This window comes from Pseudomonas sp. FEMGT703P, from assembly GCF_002786345.1.
GTDB classification, from domain to species: domain Bacteria; phylum Pseudomonadota; class Gammaproteobacteria; order Pseudomonadales; family Pseudomonadaceae; genus Aquipseudomonas; species Aquipseudomonas peli.
The window spans coordinates 210758-232160 of sequence record NZ_PGCM01000004.1 but is presented as its reverse complement, the minus strand read 5'-3'; the positions used below and the strand labels follow the sequence as shown (position 1 = coordinate 232160).

21 protein-coding genes are annotated in these 21403 nt (G+C 61.2%); 13 read left to right on the top strand and 8 right to left on the bottom strand.

Annotated features, from left to right (window positions below; translation table 11 throughout):
• The first annotated feature begins 182 nt into the window (after nt 1–182).
• The gene (locus CUR33_RS03810) at nt 183–1772 is read left to right on the top strand and encodes an ABC transporter substrate-binding protein (protein ID WP_289238729.1); all 1590 of its coding nucleotides are present in this window, start codon (nt 183–185) and stop codon (nt 1770–1772) included.
• On the opposite strand, the gene radC is transcribed toward CUR33_RS03810, so the two are convergent.
• Nucleotides 1769–2443, bottom strand: a complete 675-nt coding sequence (radC, locus tag CUR33_RS03805) for a RadC family protein (protein WP_289238728.1) — start codon at nt 2441–2443, stop codon at nt 1769–1771. The genes CUR33_RS03810 and radC overlap by 4 nt on opposite strands.
• A gap of 189 nt (nt 2444–2632) precedes the next feature.
• Between radC and coaBC the strand changes: the two genes are divergently transcribed.
• The 5 genes from coaBC to CUR33_RS03780 all read left to right on the top strand — a co-directional run bounded on the left by coaBC (nt 2633) and on the right by CUR33_RS03780 (nt 8623).
• A complete protein-coding gene (gene coaBC / locus CUR33_RS03800) occupies nt 2633–3841 on the top strand; it encodes a bifunctional phosphopantothenoylcysteine decarboxylase/phosphopantothenate--cysteine ligase CoaBC (protein WP_289238727.1) in 1209 nt (402 codons plus the stop codon).
• A 26-nt stretch (nt 3842–3867) separates the two neighbouring features.
• Nucleotides 3868–4323 (top strand): dUTP diphosphatase, encoded by a 456-nt coding sequence (dut, locus tag CUR33_RS03795; protein ID WP_090250542.1) that lies wholly within the window; start codon nt 3868–3870, stop codon nt 4321–4323.
• Between the two features lie 45 nt (nt 4324–4368).
• Nucleotides 4369–6969: a phosphomannomutase/phosphoglucomutase gene (locus CUR33_RS20655; protein WP_448703081.1), complete on the top strand. Its 2601-nt coding sequence runs from the start codon at nt 4369–4371 to the stop codon at nt 6967–6969.
• Nucleotides 6970–7000: 31 nt separating this feature from the next.
• The gene (gene argB, locus CUR33_RS03785) at nt 7001–7906 is read left to right on the top strand and encodes an acetylglutamate kinase (RefSeq protein WP_090250547.1); all 906 of its coding nucleotides are present in this window, start codon (nt 7001–7003) and stop codon (nt 7904–7906) included.
• A gap of 270 nt (nt 7907–8176) precedes the next feature.
• Entirely contained in the window at nt 8177–8623 is a 447-nt protein-coding gene (locus CUR33_RS03780; RefSeq protein ID WP_289238726.1) for an acyl-CoA thioesterase, read from the top strand.
• Between the two features lie 2 nt (nt 8624–8625).
• Here the strand turns inward: CUR33_RS03780 and CUR33_RS03775 are convergent, their stop codons facing one another.
• Both CUR33_RS03775 and pyrE read right to left on the bottom strand, forming a co-directional pair.
• On the bottom strand, nt 8626–9219 hold the full coding sequence (locus tag CUR33_RS03775; protein ID WP_289238725.1) for a DUF4124 domain-containing protein: 594 nt from the start codon (nt 9217–9219) through the stop codon (nt 8626–8628).
• Nucleotides 9220–9242: 23 nt separating this feature from the next.
• A complete protein-coding gene (gene pyrE / locus CUR33_RS03770) occupies nt 9243–9884 on the bottom strand; it encodes an orotate phosphoribosyltransferase (RefSeq protein WP_289238724.1) in 642 nt (213 codons plus the stop codon).
• Nucleotides 9885–9977: 93 nt separating this feature from the next.
• On the opposite strand from pyrE, the gene CUR33_RS03765 reads away from it, so the two are divergent.
• Nucleotides 9978–10757, top strand: a complete 780-nt coding sequence (locus tag CUR33_RS03765) for an exodeoxyribonuclease III (protein WP_090250555.1) — start codon at nt 9978–9980, stop codon at nt 10755–10757.
• 60 nt (nt 10758–10817) lie between these two features.
• On the opposite strand, the gene CUR33_RS03760 is transcribed toward CUR33_RS03765, so the two are convergent.
• On the bottom strand, nt 10818–11189 hold the full coding sequence (locus tag CUR33_RS03760; protein ID WP_289238723.1) for a DUF4870 domain-containing protein: 372 nt from the start codon (nt 11187–11189) through the stop codon (nt 10818–10820).
• A gap of 40 nt (nt 11190–11229) precedes the next feature.
• Nucleotides 11230–11952 carry a ribonuclease PH gene (gene rph, locus CUR33_RS03755; protein WP_090250558.1) on the bottom strand — a complete coding sequence of 241 codons (723 nt, stop codon included), beginning with the start codon at nt 11950–11952 and terminating at the stop codon, nt 11230–11232.
• Nucleotides 11953–12094: 142 nt separating this feature from the next.
• Between rph and CUR33_RS03750 the strand changes: the two genes are divergently transcribed.
• From CUR33_RS03750 to CUR33_RS03725, 6 genes are all read left to right on the top strand, one after another.
• Complete coding sequence (locus CUR33_RS03750; RefSeq protein WP_289238722.1) at nt 12095–12958, top strand: YicC/YloC family endoribonuclease; 864 nt, start codon at nt 12095–12097, stop codon at nt 12956–12958.
• Between the two features lie 49 nt (nt 12959–13007).
• On the top strand, nt 13008–13628 hold the full coding sequence (gmk, locus tag CUR33_RS03745; RefSeq protein WP_289238721.1) for a guanylate kinase: 621 nt from the start codon (nt 13008–13010) through the stop codon (nt 13626–13628).
• Between the two features lie 114 nt (nt 13629–13742).
• On the top strand, nt 13743–14006 hold the full coding sequence (gene rpoZ / locus CUR33_RS03740; protein WP_090250565.1) for a DNA-directed RNA polymerase subunit omega: 264 nt from the start codon (nt 13743–13745) through the stop codon (nt 14004–14006).
• Between the two features lie 60 nt (nt 14007–14066).
• Nucleotides 14067–16175, top strand: coding sequence for a bifunctional GTP diphosphokinase/guanosine-3',5'-bis pyrophosphate 3'-pyrophosphohydrolase (spoT, locus tag CUR33_RS03735; RefSeq protein ID WP_090250567.1), 2109 nt, complete (start codon nt 14067–14069; stop codon nt 16173–16175).
• A gap of 147 nt (nt 16176–16322) precedes the next feature.
• Entirely contained in the window at nt 16323–16703 is a 381-nt protein-coding gene (locus tag CUR33_RS03730; RefSeq protein ID WP_090250570.1) for a RidA family protein, read from the top strand.
• 48 nt (nt 16704–16751) lie between these two features.
• Complete coding sequence (locus CUR33_RS03725; RefSeq protein WP_289238720.1) at nt 16752–17486, top strand: hypothetical protein; 735 nt, start codon at nt 16752–16754, stop codon at nt 17484–17486.
• A gap of 18 nt (nt 17487–17504) precedes the next feature.
• On the opposite strand, the gene CUR33_RS03720 is transcribed toward CUR33_RS03725, so the two are convergent.
• The 3 genes from CUR33_RS03720 to nuoM are packed head-to-tail and all read right to left on the bottom strand — an operon-like array spanning nt 17505 to nt 21399.
• Nucleotides 17505–18356: an SDR family oxidoreductase gene (locus tag CUR33_RS03720; protein ID WP_289238719.1), complete on the bottom strand. Its 852-nt coding sequence runs from the start codon at nt 18354–18356 to the stop codon at nt 17505–17507.
• A 30-nt stretch (nt 18357–18386) separates the two neighbouring features.
• Complete coding sequence (gene nuoN / locus CUR33_RS03715; protein WP_289238718.1) at nt 18387–19862, bottom strand: NADH-quinone oxidoreductase subunit NuoN; 1476 nt, start codon at nt 19860–19862, stop codon at nt 18387–18389.
• 7 nt (nt 19863–19869) lie between these two features.
• Nucleotides 19870–21399, bottom strand: a complete 1530-nt coding sequence (gene nuoM, locus CUR33_RS03710; RefSeq protein WP_289238717.1) for an NADH-quinone oxidoreductase subunit M — start codon at nt 21397–21399, stop codon at nt 19870–19872.
• Nucleotides 21400–21403: the final 4 nt, after the last annotated feature.

Below are 21403 nucleotides of genomic sequence, written 5' to 3'. Positions count from 1 at the left end.
GCGCAACAAGGTTAAACGCACATTCCCCGGCGAGCTTCGCACTGCAATTTCCGCTTCCAGACCTGCCAGCAACAGCAATAGCGCAGATCGACCGCTCGTCGCCAAGACTGATTGCCCTGCCCTCGTTTAATAGCCTAGGGTAAGACCTGCGCCAGCGTCCCCACGCGACCAAGGAGTTTGCCATGCGTCTCGCCGCCCTACCGCTACTGCTCGTTCCACTGATTACGCCCGCCCTGACCCAGGCCAGTACGCTCAGCGTCTGCACTGAGGCCAGCCCAGATGGCTTTGATGTGGTGCAGTACAACTCGCTGACCACCACCAACGCCTCAGCCGACGTGCTGATGAACCGCCTGGTGGATTTCGACGCGACCAGCGGCACACTGCAGCCGAGCCTGGCGCAAGCCTGGGAAGTCAGCCCGGATGGCCTGAGTTACAGCTTCACCCTGCGCCCGGACGTGCAGTTCCACAAGACCGAGTACTTCACCCCCAGCCGCCCATTAAATGCCGATGACGTGCTGTTCAGCTTTAAGCGCATGCTTGATCAAGCGCACCCGTGGCACAAGGTCGCCCCCAGTGGTTATCCCCACGCCCAGTCGATGCAGCTGCCCAGCCTGATCAAATCCATCGAAAAAACCGGCGAACACAGCCTGCGTTTTAGCCTTAATCGCCCGGATGCCACCTTTCTCGCCACCTTGAGCATGGGCTTCGCGTCTATTTATTCCGCCGAGTATGCCGCGCAATTACTGGCAGCCGGCACGCCGGAAACCCTCAACAGCCAGCCCATCGGCACAGGCCCGTTTGTCTTCAAGCGCTTCCAGAAGGACGCCAGCGTGCGCTACAGCGCCAACCCGAGCTACTTCGCAGGCAAGCCTGCTGTGGACAATCTGGTATTCGCGATCACACCCGATGCCAACGTGCGCTTGCAGAAATTACGCCGCGGTGAGTGCCATATCGCACTGTCGCCGAAACCACAGGATGTTCAGGCGATCAGCGCTGATAACAACCTGAAAAGCGCCCACACCGCAGCCTTTATGACCGCCTTCGTCGGCATCAACAGTCAGCATCCACCGTTGGATCAACCCGCCGTACGCCAGGCGATCAACCTGGCGTTCGATAAATCCAGCTACCTCAAGGCAGTATTCGAAAATAGCGCCGAGGCCGCCAACGGCCCCTATCCACCGAATACCTGGAGCTACGCCAGCGAACTGCCCGGTTACCCCCACGACCCGCAGAAAGCCCGCGAGTTGCTCAAGCAGGCCGGCCTGGCCGATGGCTTCAGCACCACCATCTGGACCCGCCCCACGGGCAGCGTACTCAACCCCAACCCGAGTCTGGGTGCGCAGTTGCTACAAGCAGACCTTGCCAAGGTCGGCATCAAAGCGGAAATCCGCGTGATTGAATGGGGCGAGCTGATTCGCCGCGCCAAAGCAGGCGAGCATGACCTGCTATTTATGGGCTGGGCAGGCGACAACGGTGACCCGGACAACTTCCTCACCCCGCAGTTTGCCTGTGCCTCGCTCGAATCCGGGCTGAACTTCGCGCGCTATTGCGACCCGCAACTGGACAAACTGATCGCCGATGGCAAAAGCACCAACGACCCGGCGCAGCGCAGCCAGTTGTATAAAAAGGCGCAAACGATCATCCAGCAACAAGCGCTGTGGCTGCCGCTGGCGCACCCAACCGCCTACGCGCTGACGCGCAAGCAGGTCGAGGGTTACCAGGTCAGTCCATTCGGTCGCCAGGACTTTTCCAAAGCGCGCCTGAAGCCTTAGAGCCAACCGTACTCGGCCATCGACAGTGGCTCACCGTCGCCGACGATAAAGTGGTCGAGTACGCGCACATCCACCAGCTCCAGCGCCTCTTTAAGGCGGCGGGTCAGCACCCGATCCGCCTGACTGGGCTCGGCGACGCCGGACGGATGGTTATGGGTCAGAATCAGCGCGGCCGCGTTGTGCGCCAACGCGCGTTTGACCACCTGACGGGGGTAAACGCTAGCACTGTCGATGGAGCCATGAAACAACGCCTCGAACGCCAGCACGCGGTGTTTGGCATCGAGAAACAGGCAGCCAAACACTTCATGCGGCTCGTGGCGTAGCAGCGCTTTCAGGTAATCACGCACAGCCTGCGGGCTTTCCAGCGCCGAATCGCGGCGCAATTGCTCGGCCAGATGCCGACGTGCAATCTCTAGCACCGCCTGCAACTGGGCAAATTTGGCGGGCCCCAGGCCTAGTCGCTGACTGAACGAAGACAGGTCGGCCTGCAACAAAGCACGCAGGCTGCCGAAGTCGCCCAACAGGTGACGCGCCAGATCCACAGCACTCTGCCCGGCCACTCCGGTGCGCAAGAAAATTGCCAACAACTCAGCGTCGGTGAGCGCGGCGGCGCCTTGAGCGAGGAGTTTTTCCCGTGGGCGCTCGGCCGCCGGCCAATCACGAATACTCATCACACCTCCATGTGTGCTAAAAGGCGCGACAAAGCGCCACGTCAGCGAGCGCAAAGCCAAGCCAGGCAAGCACTTGGCAGCGCTACTCGCATACAACCCTTGTGCTATCGTAGCCCAACTTTTACGCGGCGACCGGCCTGGGGAGGTGTCAGCGTCGCGGTGTATACCCATCTCTATAAAGGCAGGCCTATGCAGCGGCTGTATCGGAAACGCATCATTGTTGGCGTGGGCGGCGGTATTGCCGCGTATAAAAGTGCTGAGCTGATTCGCCGACTCAAGGACCAGGACGCCGATGTACGCGTGGTCATGACCAAAGGCGGCCGTGAGTTTATTACGCCACTGACCCTGCAAGCCCTGTCCGGGCATCCGGTGCACCTCGACCTGCTCGACCCCGAGGCCGAAGCGGCCATGGGCCACATCGAGCTGGCGCGCTGGGCCGACTTGGTCCTCATCGCCCCCGCCACCGCCGACCTCATGGCGCGCCTGGCTCAAGGTGTCGCCGATGACCTGCTGACCACACTGGTGCTGGCCACCGACGCCACCGTCGCTCTCGCACCAGCAATGAACCAGGCCATGTGGCGCGACCCAGCGACCCAGGCCAATGCCCAGCTGCTGACCCAACGCGGCCTGCACCTGTTCGGCCCAGCCGCAGGCAGCCAGGCCTGCGGCGATGTCGGCCTGGGTCGTATGCTCGAAGCGGAACAGCTGGTGCAGTGTGCCGCTGACTGCTTCCAGCATCAGGCACTGACCGGCAAGCATGTGCTGATCACAGCGGGCCCGACCCAGGAAAACATCGACCCGGTGCGCTACATCACCAACCACAGCTCCGGCAAAATGGGTTTTGCCCTCGCCGAAGCGGCAGCTGAGGCCGGCGCTAAAGTCACCCTGATCAGCGGCCCAGTACACCTGCCAACCCCTGAGCGCGTTACCCGCATCAACGTCACCAGCGCCCGCGACATGCTCGCCGCCTGCGAAGCCGCGATGCCCTGCGACCTGCTGATCGCCGCCGCTGCGGTGGCCGATTACCGCCCGGAAGTGGTCGCCCAGCACAAATTGAAAAAAGACCCCACCAGTGGTGATGGCCTACTCCTGCAAATGGTCCGCAACCCGGATATTCTCGCCACCCTGGCGGGGCGTAGCGACCGGCCGTTCAGCGTCGGCTTTGCCGCCGAAACCGAAAATCTGCTGGAGTACGCCTCGCGCAAACTACGCGACAAGAATCTCGACCTGATTGTCGCCAATGACGTGGCCAACCCCAGCATCGGCTTCAACAGCGAAGAAAACGCCATCACCATCATCGACCGTGAACTGCAACAAAGCAGCTTTGCCCAGACCAGCAAGAGCAAGATTGCCCGCCAGCTGGTGAGCTTTATTGCCGAGCGCATGGCCAGCTGCTGACGCCCACTTACCGAACAGAGCCCGATATGCACGCCTTACAAGCCAAGATCCTCGACCCGCGCCTGGGCACCGAATTTCCGCTGCCGCACTACGCCACACCGGGCTCCGCCGGCCTCGACCTGCGTGCCATGCTCAAGCAGGAGCTGGTGCTTGAGCCGGGGCAAACCGTGTTGATCCCCACTGGCCTGTCGATCTATATCGGCGACCCCGGCCTGGCCGCAATGATCCTGCCGCGCTCGGGCCTGGGTCACAAACACGGCATCGTGCTGGGAAACCTCGTCGGGCTGATCGACTCGGACTACCAGGGCGAATTGATGGTGTCTTGCTGGAACCGCGGACAAAGCGCCTTCACCATCGCCATCGGCGAACGCATCGCCCAGCTGATTCTGGTCCCGGTGGTGCAAGCGCATTTCGAACTGGTTGAACAGTTCGATGAGAGTCAGCGTGGCGCAGGTGGCTTTGGCCACTCCGGTAGCCATTGATTGCCTTAATCTAATTTCCAGGATGAATTGCCGAGGAGACGCTGCATGAAACTCTTCAAGCGCACGGCCAAGGACACTGACGAGACAAGCGCCAGCGCCCAACTGACCAGCGCCCCCGCCGAGGTCAAAGCGGCCAAGAACAGCCCCAACGCCCTGTTACCGGGCATGCTGGCTGCCTTGATCGGCATCATCCTGGCCGGTGCACTGCTGTGGTTTGGCCCGCTTAACAGCGCTTACCAGCAGCAACTGCAACAACTCAGTCAGGCGTGGGGCGGTGGTCAGGCGACTGTGCTGCAGAAAGCCCTGCAACAGCTTAGCGCTGACACCCAGGCGGCTGCTCGCAACCCGCAACTGCTGCAGGCCCTACAAAGTCAGGACATTACTCAGGTACGCGCAGCCGAACGCAACCTCACCTACTGGTACGGGGTAGTCGACGCGCACCTCAATGCCCGCGGCCAGGCTGTGCAGGACATGGGCCGCAGCGCGCCGATGAACTTCGCCGCGCTGGACATGCTGCGCCGCGCCGAAAACGGCCAGACGCCTGCACCCGAGGCCTACAAGGTCGGCCAACGCTGGCTGGTGTATAGCGCCGCGCCGCTGCGTCTAAGCGAAGGTGAGCCGCTGCATGGCACCCTGCTGCTGGCTGTAGACCTGGAGCGTCTGCTCGCTAGCCTGCCAGTGATGCCCGCCGAAATCGGCCAGATCCAGCTGATCCAGCAATTCAATAACACCGCTGCACAGGTCCTGGCCCAGCGCGGTGACGCGCAAGGCAACGCGCAAGCATTCAGCACCGGCAACCCCAACTGGACGGTCAGCTTTACCCCTGGCCCGTCACTGACCAACCCGGTGTTCTCGCCACTGCTGCTGGCCATCGCCGGGCTACTGGCTCTGGCTGGCGCCATTACCGGCCTCTACCTATTGCAGAGCAGCCTGCAACGCCACCTGCGTGACGACGTGCTGCAGCTGGGGCAGATGCTCAAGGAGCTGTCCGCCGGCAAGGCCGTCAAGGCGTTCAGCCTGAGCCTGCCTGCCCTGGATATCCTGGCGCAAAACCTTGCACGCATGCCGCGCCGCGCCACGGAACAGGCCGCCGCCCCGACTGCCAATGCAGGCGCAGCCAATCCAGGCGTCGCCGCTATGCAGACGCCTGCCAGCGCCATGGTCGACCCACTGTTTCAGGACACCGATATCCTCGATATCGATATTCTCGACGAAGATCAGGACCTGCTCGGCCTCGATGAACCGACGCCAGCCCCCGTGCAGGCGAAAGCACCCAAATTGCCGGCCGATATCTTCCGCGCCTACGATATTCGTGGCGTGGTCGGCCGCACCCTGAATGCCGAAACCGCCTACTGGATCGGCCGCGCCATCGGCTCGCAAAGCCTGGCCCAGGGCGAGCCGAACATCGCCGTCGGCCGCGACGGCCGCCTGTCCGGCCCAGAGCTGGCGCAGCAGCTGATCCAGGGTCTGCTCGACTGCGGTTGTAACGTCAGCGATGTCGGCATGGTGCCGACGCCCGTGGTGTATTACGCCGGGCATATCCTCACCGGTAAATCAGCGGTGATGCTCACTGGCAGCCACAACCCACGCGATTACAACGGATTCAAGATCGTCATCGCCGGCGACACCCTGGCCAACGAACAGATCCAGGCCCTGAAAGCACGCATCGACAACAACGATCTGGCCAGTGGCGTTGGCACGGTCGAGCAGGTTGATGTGCTGGAGCGCTACTTCAAGCAGATCCGCGACGACATCGCCATGGCCAAGCCCATGCGCGTGGTAGTCGATTGCGGCAACGGCGTAGCCGGAGTGATCGCGCCGCAATTGATCGAGGCGCTGGGCTGCTCGGTTATTCCGCTGTACTGCGAAGTCGACGGCAACTTCCCCAACCATCACCCGGACCCCGGCAAGCCGGAAAACCTGGCGGACCTGATCGCCAAGGTGAAAAGCGAGAAAGCCGATATCGGCCTGGCCTTCGATGGCGATGGCGATCGCGTCGGCGTGGTAACCAATACCGGCACCGTCGTCTACCCCGACCGCCTGCTGATGCTGTTCGCCAAAGACGTGGTGTCACGCAATCCCGGCGCGGACATCATCTTCGACGTCAAATGCACGCGCCGCCTGACCCCGCTGATCAGCGGTTACGGCGGCCGCCCGGTGATGTGGAAAACCGGCCACTCGCTGATCAAGAAAAAAATGAAGGAAACCGGCGCGCTGCTGGCCGGCGAAATGAGCGGGCATATCTTCTTCAAGGAGCGCTGGTTCGGCTTTGACGATGGCATTTATGCCGCCGCCCGCCTGCTGGAAATCCTCAGCCAGGATCGCCGCGACGCTGAACACGTGTTCAGCGCCTTCCCCAACGACATTGCCACCCCGGAAATCAATATCCAGGTCACCGAGCAGAGTAAGTTCAGCATCATCGAACGCCTGCAGCGCGACGGTGTATGGGGTGAAGGCAATATCACCAACCTCGATGGCGTGCGCGTCGACTACCCCAAAGGCTGGGGCCTGGTACGCGCCTCCAACACCACGCCGGTGCTGGTGCTGCGCTTCGAGGCGGAAACCGAAGAAGAACTCGAACGGATCAAGGAAGTCTTCCGCGCCCAGCTGTACAGCACGGTGCCCGACCTCGACCTGCCGTTCTGATTGATTAGCGAATTTTCTACTGGAGCCCTGCATGACCCTCGAACGTGATGCCGCCACCAACGTCGCCAAGGTACTGTCCGAAGCGCTGCCGTACATCCGCCGCTTCGTCGGCAAGACGCTGGTGATCAAATACGGCGGCAACGCCATGGAAAGCGAAGAGCTCAAGCAAGGCTTCGCCCGCGACATCGTGCTGATGAAAGCGGTGGGCATCAACCCGGTAGTCGTCCACGGCGGTGGTCCGCAGATCGGTGACCTGCTCAAGCGTCTGTCCATCGAAAGTCACTTTGTCGACGGTATGCGCGTCACCGATACCGCGACCATGGACGTGGTGGAAATGGTCCTCGGCGGCCAGGTCAACAAGAGCATCGTCAATCTGATCAACCAACACGGCGGCAGCGCCATCGGCCTGACCGGTAAGGATGCCCAGCTGATCCGCGCCAAGAAACTTACCGTGACCCGGCAGACGCCGGAGATGACCCAGCCGGAAATCATCGATATCGGCCATGTCGGCGAAGTCACCGGGGTCAACATCGACCTGCTGAACATGCTGGTCAAGGGCGACTTTATTCCGGTCATTGCACCGATTGGCGTCGGTCAGGATGGCGAGTCATACAACATCAACGCTGACTTGGTGGCTGGCAAGGTGGCCGAAGCGCTGAAAGCCGAAAAGCTGATGCTGCTGACCAACATCGCCGGCCTGATGGACAAGCAAGGCCAGGTGCTCACCGGTCTGACCACCGAACAGGTCGATAGCCTGATCGCCGACGGCACCATTTATGGCGGCATGCTGCCGAAGATCCGCTGCGCCCTGGAAGCGGTGCAAGGCGGGGTGACCAGCGCACATATCATCGACGGTCGCGTACCGAACGCCGTGCTGCTGGAAATCTTCACCGACAGCGGTGTGGGTACCCTGATCTGCAACCGTAAGCGCCACTGAGAACCTGTTTACGATCTGCTGCGCGTCGGCCCTACTGTGTTAAAAACAGGCTCGGAATGCTCATTTACACCAGTAAACTCCGCTTCCTCGCCTGTTTTTTCCTTCTATGGCTCTAGCTCGCAAGATCGTAAATAGCTTCTAAGCATCCATAAGCGAATCAGCCGGGTAATCCTGGCTGATTCAGCCGCCTGATAGCCTGCTGCAACCCTTGCAGCAGGACGCCGCAACACCGAAGCTCAGTGATCCCACTGCCAGCCAGAGGTGTACCGCATGCCAACCGCGCCATCCCGTGAAATCTTCAGCTTTTTCCACACGCTGCGCGTGCGCTGGGCCGAAGTCGACCCGCAGAACATCGTGTTCAACGGTCACTACCTGACCTACGCCGATGTCGCTATCACCGAATACTTCCGTGCCCTGGACATCCGCTATCCGGACGATTTGAGCCGCGACGGCGGGGATTTCTTCGCCATCAAGACCGTGTTGGAGTACTTGGCCCCCGCCCGTTTTGATGACGAGTTGAACATTGGCATCCGCGTCGCACGCCTGGGCCGCTCCAGCCTGAGCTTTGCCATGGGCATCTGGTGTGGCGAGCAGGCGCTGACCGCCGGAGAAGTGATTTATGTGCACGCGGACAGCGCAAACCGCAGCAGCAGTCCGCTACCGGCATGGTTGAGGGAGAAGATTCTGACCTTTGAGCGCTGCGCGCCCGAGCAATAACGCTACCGGTTGCGGCCCAGCAGTTCCTTGAGGCGATCACGATCAGCATTGAAACTACTGTCCGCCTCTTTACGTGCAGCCTGATAACGCAGGATGTCGTCCTTGAGACGTTCCTGTTCGGCTTTCTGGTTATCGATCTGCGCCAGCAAATGCGCCGGCACTGCACGCCCCGCACGCTCATGGTCAGCGGCCTGACTTTGCAGGTTGGCCTGCTGAGTACGCACCGACTGCAGGTTGCCGCGCGCTACACCAATCAATCCATCCAACTCGGCCAGCTTGCGCTCACGCGCGCGCTCGACATCGTCTGGCGTGCTGTAGAGCCGCAGCAGCTGTGCATCAGAGCTGGCGCGGGCCTTCTCAGCAAGGATGTGTTTCATTTCCTCCGGGCTGGGCGCCGGCGGGACCACCTGAACCACTCGTCCCTGGTCATTCAGTACTTCATAGCCCTTGCTGATGTGCTCCGGCGGCACACCCTGGCGGCTGAGCACCGTGGTGCCCTTGTCATCGACGTAGCGGTACAACTCAGCCGCACCCGCCACAACCGGCAGCAGTAGGCCTAGCAACAGCGAACAGCAGGTCAGGGCAGGTCTATGCATCGATGCAGCACCTTATCGACAGGTTAGATTCCGTATTCGGCGCGGTAAGCTTGTACCGCCGGAAGATACTGCTTGAGTTCAGCATCCTCTGCCAGATATTCCAGTACCTGTTCGAGTGACACAATGCTCACCACCAGCATGCCGTAGTCGCGCTCGACCTCTTGAATCGCCGACAACTCGCCTTTTCCGCGCTCCTGACGGTTCAGGGCGATCAGCACCCCCGCCGCCTGAGCGCCTTGCGCCTGGATGATCTGCATCACTTCACGAATCGCCGTACCAGCGGTAATCACGTCATCGATGATCAGCACACGACCTGCCAGCGGAGCGCCCACCAAGGTGCCACCTTCGCCATGATCCTTGGCTTCCTTGCGGTTGAAACACCAGGGCATATCACGCTGATGGTGTTCGGCCAGCGCCACGGCGGTGGTCGCCGCCAACGGAATGCCCTTATAGGCCGGGCCAAACAGCACGTCGAAGTCGATACCGCTGTCCACCACGGCCGCTGCATAGAAACGCCCGAGCTGAGCCAGGGCCAAACCGCTGTCAAACAGCCCTGCATTGAAGAAATAAGGACTGATGCGCCCGGATTTGAGGGTGAACTGACCGAAGCGCAGAACCCCACGCTCGATGGCAAAACGGATGAAATCACGTTGATACGCTTGCATTAAAAAGCCCCGGACAGCACGGATTTACTAGGTAATTTAGCTAATAGAGGTGAGCTCGGGTATCATACACGCACGTGATTTTGGGGGCCATTTATGCGGATCATCAGTGTGAACGTGAATGGTATTCATGCTGCAGTCGAGCGCGGTTTGCTCAGTTGGCTGCAAGCACAGAATGCCGACGTCATCTGCCTGCAGGACACCCGCGCCTCCGCCTTTGAACTGGACGACCAAGCCCTCCAACTGGATGGCTATTTCCTCTATGCCTGCGATGCAGAAGTGCCCAGCCAAGGTGGCGTGGCGCTGTATTCGCGGTTGCAACCCAAGGCGGTAATCAGCGGCCTCGGCTTTGAAATGGCCGATCGCTACGGGCGCTACCTGCAGGCCGATTTCGACAAAGTAAGTATTGCCACCATGCTGATGCCTTCGGGGCAGCAGGGTGATGAGAGCTTGAATCAGAAATTCAAGTTTATGGATGATTTCACCCATTATTTGGACAAGCAGCGCCGCAAGCGCCGCGAGTACATCTACTGCGGCTCGTTCTACGTGGCACACCAGAAGCTCGATGTGAAGAATTGGCGCGACTGCCAGCAATCACCCGGCTTCCTCGCCCCTGAACGCGCCTGGCTGGATGAAGTGATTGGCACCATGGGCTATGTCGACGCACTGCGCGAAGTCAGCCGCGAAGGCGACCAGTTCAGCTGGTGGCCGGACAGCGAGCAGGCCGAGATGCTTAACCTCGGCTATCGCTTCGACTACCAGCTGCTCACGCCCGGCATGCGCCGCAGCATCCGCAGTGCCCGCCTGCCGCGTCAGCCACGCTTCTCGCAGCACGCGCCGCTGATCGTCGATTACGACTGGATGCTCAGCGTATAGCCTGATCTGCAGACAATAAATAGCCGGCATTTAGCCGGCTTTTTATTGTCTGCAGAGCGCCTATTTCACCAAGCGCCAGACGAAGGGATAGCGATAGGCCTGGCCTTCATTGGCTTTGATCCCGGCAATAATCGTCAGCACCAGCGCCGCGATGCTAACCAGCAGCAGCAGCGGGAAACCGATTACCACCACCATCAGCAGGAAGCACAGCAGCGCAGCCAGAGCCACGCTGATCTGGAAATTCAGCGCTTCCTTGCCCTGAGCATCGACGAACGGATCGAGATCCTTCTTGATCTGCCAGACGATCAACGGCCCAAGCAGATTGCCAAAGGGAATCACCAGCCCGAGAAAGGCCGCAAAGTGGCAAAACATAGCCCACTGACGGGCTTCAGGACCGGGAACCGGTTGTGGCGCTTGGAACTCGTCGCTCATGGTGCTTCTCCGTGCGTGATGGGCGTGTAATACAGCTCAATCAGTCTGCCAGTGCTGCTTGTTGCAACTCGAACAGCTCAGTCATGCCTTTCTGCGCCAACGCCAGCATGGCGTTCAGCTCCGCAGGCTGGAATGGCGCGCCTTCGGCAGTGCCCTGCACTTCGATAAAGCCACCGGCGCTGGTCATCACCACGTTGAGGTCGGTTTCGGCGGCGGAATCTTCCAGGTAATCCAGATCCAGCACCGGCTCGCCCTGGTACATGCCCACCGATACAGCGGCAATCATCTGCTTGAGCGGATCACCACCTTTCAGACCGCCACGTTTCTTGATCACTTTCAGCGCGTCGACCAGAGCCACCATGGCACCGGTGATGGACGCGGTGCGGGTGCCACCGTCAGCCTGGATCACGTCGCAGTCAACGTACAGGGTGTTCTCGCCCAGCTTCGACATATCCAATGCGGCGCGCAGCGAACGGCCGATCAGACGCTGGATTTCCAGGGTGCGGCCGCCCTGCTTACCACGGCTGGCTTCACGCTGGTTACGGTCGCCAGTGGCGCGCGGCAGCATGCCGTACTCGGCAGTCAACCAACCCTGGCCTTGGCCTTTGAGAAAGCGCGGAACGCCCGACTCGACACTGACCGTGCAAATCACTTTGGTATCGCCAAATTCCACCAGCACCGAGCCCTCGGCATGTTTGGTGTAGTTGCGGGTGATGCGAATCGAGCGCAACTGATCGGCGGCGCGGCCACTAGGACGTTTCATCTAGGAATTCCTGCTCTGAATAAAAAATCTGCTCGGCATTATAGGGCCGTAAGCCCGTAGCGGGTGCGCCGAATTGGGAGCGGCCGACGCACTGCGCTACAATCTTGCGCCTTTCGTTCCGACTTTTCGCGAGGTTCACCCCATGATCCACAGCATGACTGCCTTCGCCCGCGCCGAGCAGGCCGGTGCCAACGGCACCCTGAGCTGGGAGCTGCGCTCGGTCAACCATCGCTACCTGGAACCTCATCTGCGCCTGCCGGAAAGCTTCCGTGACCTCGAAGGCGCGGTGCGCGAAGCGCTGCGCAACGGCCTGTCGCGCGGCAAAGTCGAATGCACCCTACGTTTTAGCGACGACAATGCCGGCAAGGCCCTGCAAGTCGACCTAGAGCGCGCCGCACAGCTAATCGCCGCCGCCGAAAGCGTGGCCGGCCTGATCAAGCAGCCCGCCGCACTTAATCCACTGGAAGTGCTCGGCTGGCCTGGCGTCCTAGTGGCCGACGCCGCCGATCCGCAAGCATTGAATCAGAGCGCCCTGAGCCTGTTCACCGAGGCGCTGAACGAACTGAAGAACGGCCGCGAGCGCGAAGGCAGCGAACTGGCCAAGCTGCTCAATGAGCGCCTGGATAGCATCCTCGAACAGGTGGTCGCCCTGCGCGAACTGGTGCCGCAGATGCTCGCCGGACAACGCCAGAAGATTCTCGACCGCTGCGCCGAGATGCAGGCCGAGCTGGACCCGCAGCGCCTGGAACAAGAGCTGGTGATCCTCGCGCAGAAAAGCGATGTGGCCGAAGAGCTGGATCGCCTCAGCACCCACGTCAGCGAAGTGCGCCGCGTACTGAAAGCTGGGGGCCAGGCCGGTCGCCGCCTGGACTTCGTCATGCAGGAACTCAACCGCGAAGCCAATACCCTCGGCTCCAAGGCCTTCGACACCCGCAGCACCCAGGCGGCGGTAAACCTTAAAGTGCTGATCGAGCAGATGCGCGAACAAGTGCAGAACATCGAATAAGCCCGACCGCCACTGCTACTCTCTGAACAACGCGTTCCAGGATTGATCCATGAGCATAACCACCGGCACCCTCTACATCATTTCCGCCCCGTCTGGCGCGGGCAAAACCAGCCTGGTCAAGGCACTGATCGACAGCGAGGCGCAGATTCGCGTGTCCGTGTCGCACACCACACGCGCCATGCGTCCGGGTGAAGTGGATGGGGTGAACTACCACTTCGTCAGCCGCGAGCAGTTCCACGCCATGCTCGACAAGACCGAATTCCTCGAACACGCGGAAGTCTTCGGCAACCTTTATGGCACCTCTCAGGAATGGGTTAAACAGACCCTGCGCGACGGCTTCGACCTGATTCTGGAGATCGACTGGCAAGGCGCGCAGCAGGTACGTCGGCTGATGCCGGAAGCCAAATCCATCTTTATTCTGCCGCCGACCCAGGAAGCGTTGCGCCACCGCCTGACCAACCGCGGCCAAGACAGCGGCGAGATCATCGAGCGGCGTATGCGTGAAGCCGTCAGCGAGATGAGCCACTACGTCGAATACGACTACCTGCTGATCAACGATGACTTCGCCCACGCCTTGAGCGATCTGAAGGCGATTTTCCGCGCCAATCAGCTGCTGCAAAGCCCGCAACAGCAACGCCACAGCGGCTTACTCAGCGAGTTACTGGTCTGACTTATTACGCTGCGGCAAATCAAAGCTTCCCTTAATGCTGGTGATTTTTTAGACTATCCAGTCCGCTCGCCCATTTGGGCCCAGCTCTATTACGCATTTGCTACGAGGAACACCATGGCCCGCGTTACCGTCGAAGATTGCCTGGATCACGTTGATAACCGCTTCGAGCTGGTCATGCTCGCTACCAAGCGCTCGCGCCAACTGGCTACCGGTGGCAAAGAGCCGAAGCTGGCTTGGGAAAATGACAAGCCAACAGTAGTCGCGCTGCGCGAAATCGCTGCTGGCCTGATGAGCTACGACGTCATCGCGCAAGACGATATCGTCGAAGAAGAGCCACTGTTTGCTGCATTCGAGGAAGAGGCTAACGAGCCTCTGTAAGCCTATGCCGGGTCGACGTCGTCAGGCGCAGGGTCATCTGAATCGGCAAGGGGAACGCCCATGCCGAGCATAGACGCCCTCGCCGACAGACTTTCGACCTACCTCGATGGCGACCAGGTCAATCTGGTTCGCCGCGCTTATTTCTACGCCGAACAAGCCCACGACGGCCAACGCCGCCGCAGCGGCGAAGCTTATGTCACCCATCCCCTGGCAGTGGCGAGCATCCTGGCTGACATGCACATGGACCATCAGAGCCTGATGGCTGCGATGCTGCATGACGTGATCGAAGACACCGGTATCGCCAAAGAAGCTCTGGACGCGCAGTTCGGCGAATCCGTTGCGGAACTGGTTGATGGGGTCAGCAAGCTGACCCAGATGAACTTCGAGACCAAAGCCGAGGCCCAGGCCGAGAATTTCCAAAAGATGGCCATGGCCATGGCCCGCGATATCCGGGTGATTCTGGTCAAACTGGCCGACCGTCTGCACAACATGCGCACCCTGGAAGTGCTGTCCGGCGAAAAACGCCGACGCATCGCCAAGGAAACCCTGGAAATCTACGCCCCGATTGCCAACCGCCTGGGCATGCACAGCATGCGCATCGAGTTCGAAGACTTAGGCTTCAAGGCCATGCATCCGATGCGCTCCGAGCGCATCCGCACCGCGGTCAAGCGTGCTCGGGGCAACCGCAAGGAAATCGTCAACAAGATCGAAGAGTCGATCACTCACTGCCTGGCCCGCGAAGGCATGGAAGGCGAGGTGATGGGCCGCGAGAAGCACCTCTACGGCATCTACCAGAAGATGCGTGGCAAGCGCCGGGCGTTCAACGAAATCATGGACGTCTACGCCTTCCGTATCGTCGTCGACAAGGTCGACACCTGCTACCGCGTGCTCGGCGCCGTGCATAACCTGTACAAGCCCCTGCCCGGACGCTTCAAGGACTACATCGCAATCCCCAAGGCCAACGGCTACCAGTCGCTGCACACCACGCTGTTCGGCATGCACGGCGTACCGATCGAGATCCAGATCCGTACCCGTGAGATGGAAGAGCTGGCCAACAATGGCATTGCCGCACACTGGCTGTACAAATCCAACGAGGAAGACCAGCCCAAGGGCAGCCACGCCCGCGCGCGGCAGTGGGTCAAGGGCGTGCTGGAGATGCAGCAGCGCGCCGGCAACTCGCTGGAATTTATCGAAAGCGTGAAGATCGACCTGTTCCCCGACGAGGTCTACGTGTTCACGCCCAAGGGCCGCATCATGGAGCTGCCGAAAGGCTCCACGGCGGTCGACTTCGCCTACGCGGTACACACCGACGTCGGCAACACCTGCATCGCCTGCCGCATCAACCGCCGCCTGGCGCCGCTGTCGCAAGCCCTGGAAAGTGGCTCGACGGTGGAAATCGTCACCGCTCCCGGCGCTCGGCCAAACCCGGCCTGGCTGAGTTTTGTGGTCACCGGCAAGGCCCGCACGCATATTCGTCATGCGCTGAAGCTGCAGCGCCGCTCGGAATCCATCAGCCTTGGCGAACGCCTGCTGAACAAAGTGCTGGCCGGTTTCGACAGCCGCGTCGACAAGCTCTCGCCCGAGCGGGTGCAGGCGGTGCTCGCCGAATACCATCAGGACGTCATCGAAGACCTGCTGGAAGACATCGGCCTGGGCAACCGCATGGCCTATGTAGTGGCGCGCCGCCTGCTCAGTGACAGCAACGAAGCGCTGCCGAGCAGCGAAGGGCCGCTGGCGATCCGTGGCACTGAGGGCCTGGTGCTGAGCTACGCCAAATGCTGCACGCCGATTCCGGGCGACCCGATTGTCGGCCACCTGTCTGCCGGCAAAGGCATGGTGGTGCACCTGGACAGCTGCAAGAACATCGGCGAGATTCGTCACAACCCGGAAAAATGCATCCAGCTGTCCTGGGCCAAGGACGTTACCGGCGAGTTCAATGTCGAGCTGCGCGTCGAGCTTGAGCACCAGCGCGGTCTGATCGCCCTGCTGGCCGGCAGCGTGAATGCCGCCGACGGCAATATCGAGAAGATCAGCATGGACGAGCGCGATGGCCGCATCAGCGTCGTGCAGCTGGTGGTCAGCGTGCATGACCGCGTACATCTAGCCCGCGTGATCAAGAAGCTGCGCGCCCTGACCGGGGTGATCCGCATCACCCGCGCGCGCGCCTGATCGGCGAATACCCGAATTGAACAGCGCAATCAGCCGCCAGCTGTACTTTGACAGCTGCGGTGGCTTTCACCCAACCTAGGCAATCTAACTGGCAGCGCGCCCATGTGCGCTGCAGTGTTCCTCCACATCAGCTTTACAGGAGTTCCCATGAGCAAGAGCGTTATCACCAGCGACAAGGCCCCAGCGGCAATTGGCACCTACTCCCAGGCGATCAAGGCGGGTAACACCGTGTACATGTCCGGGCAGATCCCACTGGACCCGAAAACCATGGAGCTGGTGGAAGGCTTCGAAGCTCAGACCGTTCAGGTATTCGAGAACCTCAAGGCCGTAGCAGAAGCCGCTGGCGGTTCGTTCAAGGACATCGTCAAGCTGAACATCTTCCTCACCGACCTGTCGCACTTCGCCAAGGTCAATGAAGTCATGGGCCGTTACTTCGAGCAGCCCTACCCGGCCCGCGCCGCCATCGGCGTAGCCGCCCTGCCTCGCGGCTCGCAGGTGGAAATGGACGCTATTCTGGTTCTCGAATAAGTCCCTCGGCGGGGCCGCTGTCCCGCCCTTCTCTCTTGAGGACGCCGCATGCGTTGCCTGTTTGTTGCCCTGCTCACCGGCGTCCTGCTCAGCGGTTGCGCCAGCACACCGCAAGACCCAAGCGGCACTTGGATCAACCAGGCCGCCATTGAAGCTGCCGTCGAAAGCGGCAATCTGCGCGAAGCCTTGCTGGCTTATGGGCCTAACCTGGAGTGGCAGCTCGACAGCCCGCGCCAGCTGGCCAGTTTCAGCAACGGTTTTGAACGTGGTGAAGGTCGTTTTAAACGCCAGGCAGATGGCGAGCTGCGCGTGCACTTCTACGGCGACTTTGAAGAAAGCCTAAGCCTTAACAATGACGAGCTGATTCAGGCGCAGAGCGATACCTGGCCGGAGCAGCGCTTTGTCCGCGCACCGACAGCCCCAGGTCCACTTGCACCGCCAGGGAGCAGCTTCGAGCAGGCGTTGTACAGCGCCTACCTGGGCGGCACCTGGTTGATTGAGGAAGGTCTGGGCCAAGGCGGTCTGGTACTGTTCCAGGCCGACGGCAGCTTGCAGGGCCTGCCAGGCGCTGAGCGTTATGCGTTGTGTCTCGCAGGTGATTGCGCGGCCATGAGCGGCGAGTTCGACAGCCTCTGGCTGCAGCTGGGCGACCAAGGGCAGAGCTGGCTGTTCGAGCGTGAAGGCGACCAGTTGCGCGTCTTTGAAGCGCTCAATCGCTCACAGATCGATGAAATGCCCAACTACTACAAAGGCCAGCAGCGCTGGCTGTTGGTCAAACGCTAAACCGCGCGAAATGCCAAGCTACAGCTGCTGCAAAATCGCCCGGTAACCCTCGCGGTAGCTCGGGTACTGCGGCGTCCAACCCAAGGCGCGAGCACGGGCGTTGCTGCAGCGTTTGCTGCCGGAACGGCGCACCGTTGAGTCGTCGGACCAATGACTGATTTCCAGCTGCTCACGCAACCACGCCACCACGTCATGCAGCGGCGCAGGCTGATCGTCGACGCCGATATAGCAGTTATCCAGCGCCACACCACGGGCATCGGCCTGCAGCAGATAGGCCAGTAGCCCAGCCGCGTCGTCGACATGGATGCGGTTGCCATACAACGGCGGCTCACTGACCACCCGATAACCCTGACGCACTTGCTTGAGCAACCACTCGCGGCCGGGACCATACAGGCCGGTGAGGCGCACCAGGCTGGCGGGTAGCCCGCTGTTCAACGCCAGTTGTTCAGCCTCGCGCATGATGCGGCCGGAATAGCTGTCAGCCTCTGCAGGGGACTGCTCATCCACCCATTCACCGAGTTGTTGGCCATAGACGCCACTGCTGGAAACAAACAGCAGGCGCTTGGGCCGTTGGCTGTATTGCGCCAGCCAGGTGAGCACGCGGCGCAAGCCATCGACATAGGCGGCGCGGTAACCGGCCTCATCATGGTCGGTGGCGGCCGCGCAATACACCAGGTAATCCAGCGGCTCGCTCGGCCAGGCGGCCGGGCAGACATCGGCATGCAGATCGCCGGCTACCGGGCGAATACCCTGTGGCAGCAGCGCCACACTGCGGCGCAGGCCATACACCGTCCAGCCTGCAGCGCTTAGCTGCTGACCCAGACGGCCGCCGACATCACCACAGCCGGCAATCATCAGTGTCTTACTCATCGTTGCGTATTCCTTAGGGGCTGTTGCTTATCAGGGCAACAGTGCCACCAAGCTGGCCTGTTGCACCAGCTCCAGTAGCGGCTGCGGATACACACCGAGGAAGAACGCCAGCAACGCGACGAACAGCAACATCACACCACCCGCCTGCTGTCCCCAATGCAGAGGCGCGTCATGGCGGCGCAGGTTCGGCTCGACCATAAACAGGGTGACCATCACCCGCAGGTAATAGAACACACCGATGGCGCTGCCGATCACGAGGGCGGCGAGCAGCCACCACTGCTGCGATTGCACGCCAGCAGCGACTACGTAGAACTTGCCAATAAACCCGGCCGTCAGCGGAATGCCAGCCAGCGACAGCATCATCACGGTGAGCACCGCGGTCAGGTAAGGGCGGCGCCAGAACAGCCCACGGTATTCATACAGGGCATCGGCATCACGGCCGCTGTAGGGCGTCGACATCAGGGTAATTACGCCGAATGCACCCAGGCTGGTCAGCACATAGGTGGCCAGGTACACGCCAACCGCTTCCACGGCCAAGCCCTTGCTGGCGATCAACGCAACCAGCAGGTAGCCGAAGTGGGCAATGGAGGAATAACCGAGTAGACGCTTGAGGTTGTTCTGCAACAGCGCCAGCAGGTTGCCGAAGATGATCGAGGCGATGGCGATCAGCGTCAGCAGGTCATTCAACCAGCCGCCTGCGGTAGCCGGCGACATCTGATACAGACGCAACAGCACGGCAAACACGGCGACCTTACTGGCCGTGGCGAGGAAGGCTGCCACCGGAGCCGGCGCGCCCTCGTAAACGTCCGGTGTCCATAAATGGAACGGCACCAGCGACAGCTTGAAGGACAGGCCAATCAGCATCATACCCACGCCCAACTGCGCCAGCATGCTCGGCAGGCCGTCGGCGGCCAATTTGGCGCCGATGCCAGCGAAGGTCAGGTTGCCCGACTCGGCATACAGCAGCGCCATGCCGAACAGCAAAAATGCCGAACCGGCGGCGGACAGCACCATGTACTTGATGCCGGCTTCCAGCGAACGCTTGTTGAAGAAGGCGTAAGCAATCATGCCGTAGGTCGGCACCGAGAGCAGCTCCAGGCCGATAAACAGGCCCGCCAGATGCTGCGCGCTGACCAACACCAGACCGCCGGCAGCGGACAGCAGCATCAGCAGGTACAGCTCTTCGCGGTTGCCCGGGTAACCCTTGCCGGACTCGCCGCCCAGGTAGGCGTGGGTCAGCGTCACACAGGCCAGGGTCGCGGCCAGCACCAGAGCCATGTAGTAGCAGGCGAATTTATCCACCAGCAGCAGCGGCGTAACCTCGATGGGCGTTACGCCCAGGGCCGGCAGCAGTGACAGCAGGGCCAGGTTGAGGCCCAGCACCGAGAGGCCGAAGGTCAGCGTGTGGTTGCGCTTCCAGGCGATGGCCAGCATCACCAGCACCACCGTGGCACTGGTGATCAGCAGCGGCAGCAGCGCGATAAAGTGTTGAGTCGTGAATTCCATACGCTACTTACCGGGCCGGAACAGGTTGATTGAGGGCACTACCCAGCCACTGCTGCACGCCTTGCATGCTGGCGGCGGAGGTGTCGAGCACCGGCTGCGGGTAAACACCTAGCAGGATCAGCAGCACAGCCAGGCCGAGCACCATGCTCAGTTCGCGCAGCTGCAGGCCAGGCAAGGCAGTTTCCGCCTTGGCCGGGCCGAAGTAGGCGCGGTGAATCATGATCAGCGAGTAAACCGAACCGAACACCAGACCAGTGGCGGCCAATACGGTGACCCATGGCGCGCTCTGGAAGCTGCCGATCAGAATCAGGAACTCACCGACGAAGTTACCGGTACCCGGCAGGCCCAGCGCCGCAGCGGCAAAGAACAGGCTCAGCGCCGGCAGCCATGGCATGCGCGCCCAGATGCCGCCCATTTCGCGCATGTCGCGAGTATGCAGGCGCTCGTACAGCTGCCCGCAGAGGATAAACAGCGCGGCGGCGGACAGGCCGTGGGCGAGCATCTGCACCACGGCGCCCTGCAGGGCGATCTCGCTGGCGGAATAGATGGCGATCAGCACGAAGCCCATGTGCGACACGCTGGAGTAGGCCACCAGGCGCTTGATGTCGGTCTGCGCAAACGACAGCAGTGCGCCGTAGATGATGGCGAACACGCCAAGCCACTGGGCGATCGGCGCAAACTCGGCCGAGGCATTGGGGAACAGCGGCAGAGCAAAGCGCATCAGGCCATAGGCGGCAGTTTTCAGCAGGATACCGGCTAGATCCACAGAGCCTGCGGTCGGCGCCTGGGCGTGGGCGTCCGGCAGCCAGGAGTGAAACGGCACCACCGGGAACTTCACCGCGAAGGCGATAAAGAAGCCGAGCATCAGGATGTACTCGGTACCGGCCGCCATCTTGGTGTTGAGTAGATCGGCGTAGTTGAAGGTCAGCACGCCGGTTTGGTCGAAGTGCACAAATACAAGGCCGAGAATCGCCAGCAACATGATCAGACCGCTGGCCTGGGTGAAGATAAAGAACTTGGTGGCAGCGGTGATGCGGGTCTTGCCGTCGCTGCCGCTATGACCCCAGAGCGCGATGAGGAAATACATCGGCACCAGCATCATTTCCCAGAAGAAGAAGAACAGGAACAGGTCGACAGCGAGGAACACGCCGACCACGCCGCCGAGAATCCACATCAGGTTGAGGTGGAAGAAACCGACGCGGTTCTGGATCTCGTTCCACGAACAGAGCACCGAAAGCACACCGAGCAGGCCAGTGAGGCTGATCATCAGCACCGACAGGCCATCCAGCGCCAGGTGCACGCTGATGCCGAAGCGCTCGATCCATGGCACTTGGAACTCGGCCGCCCACTGCGGCGCAGCACCCGGCGCAGGCGCCAAGCTGAAGTCGCCAGTGGCCCACAGCCACAGACTCAGACCGAACAGCAAGGCCATGGTCAACAGGGCGATCCAGCGTGGCAGGATGTTGCCGAAGCGCTCGCACTGCCAGCACAGCAGGCCGCCGATAAAGGGGATCAGGATTAGCCAGGGCAGAATCATGACG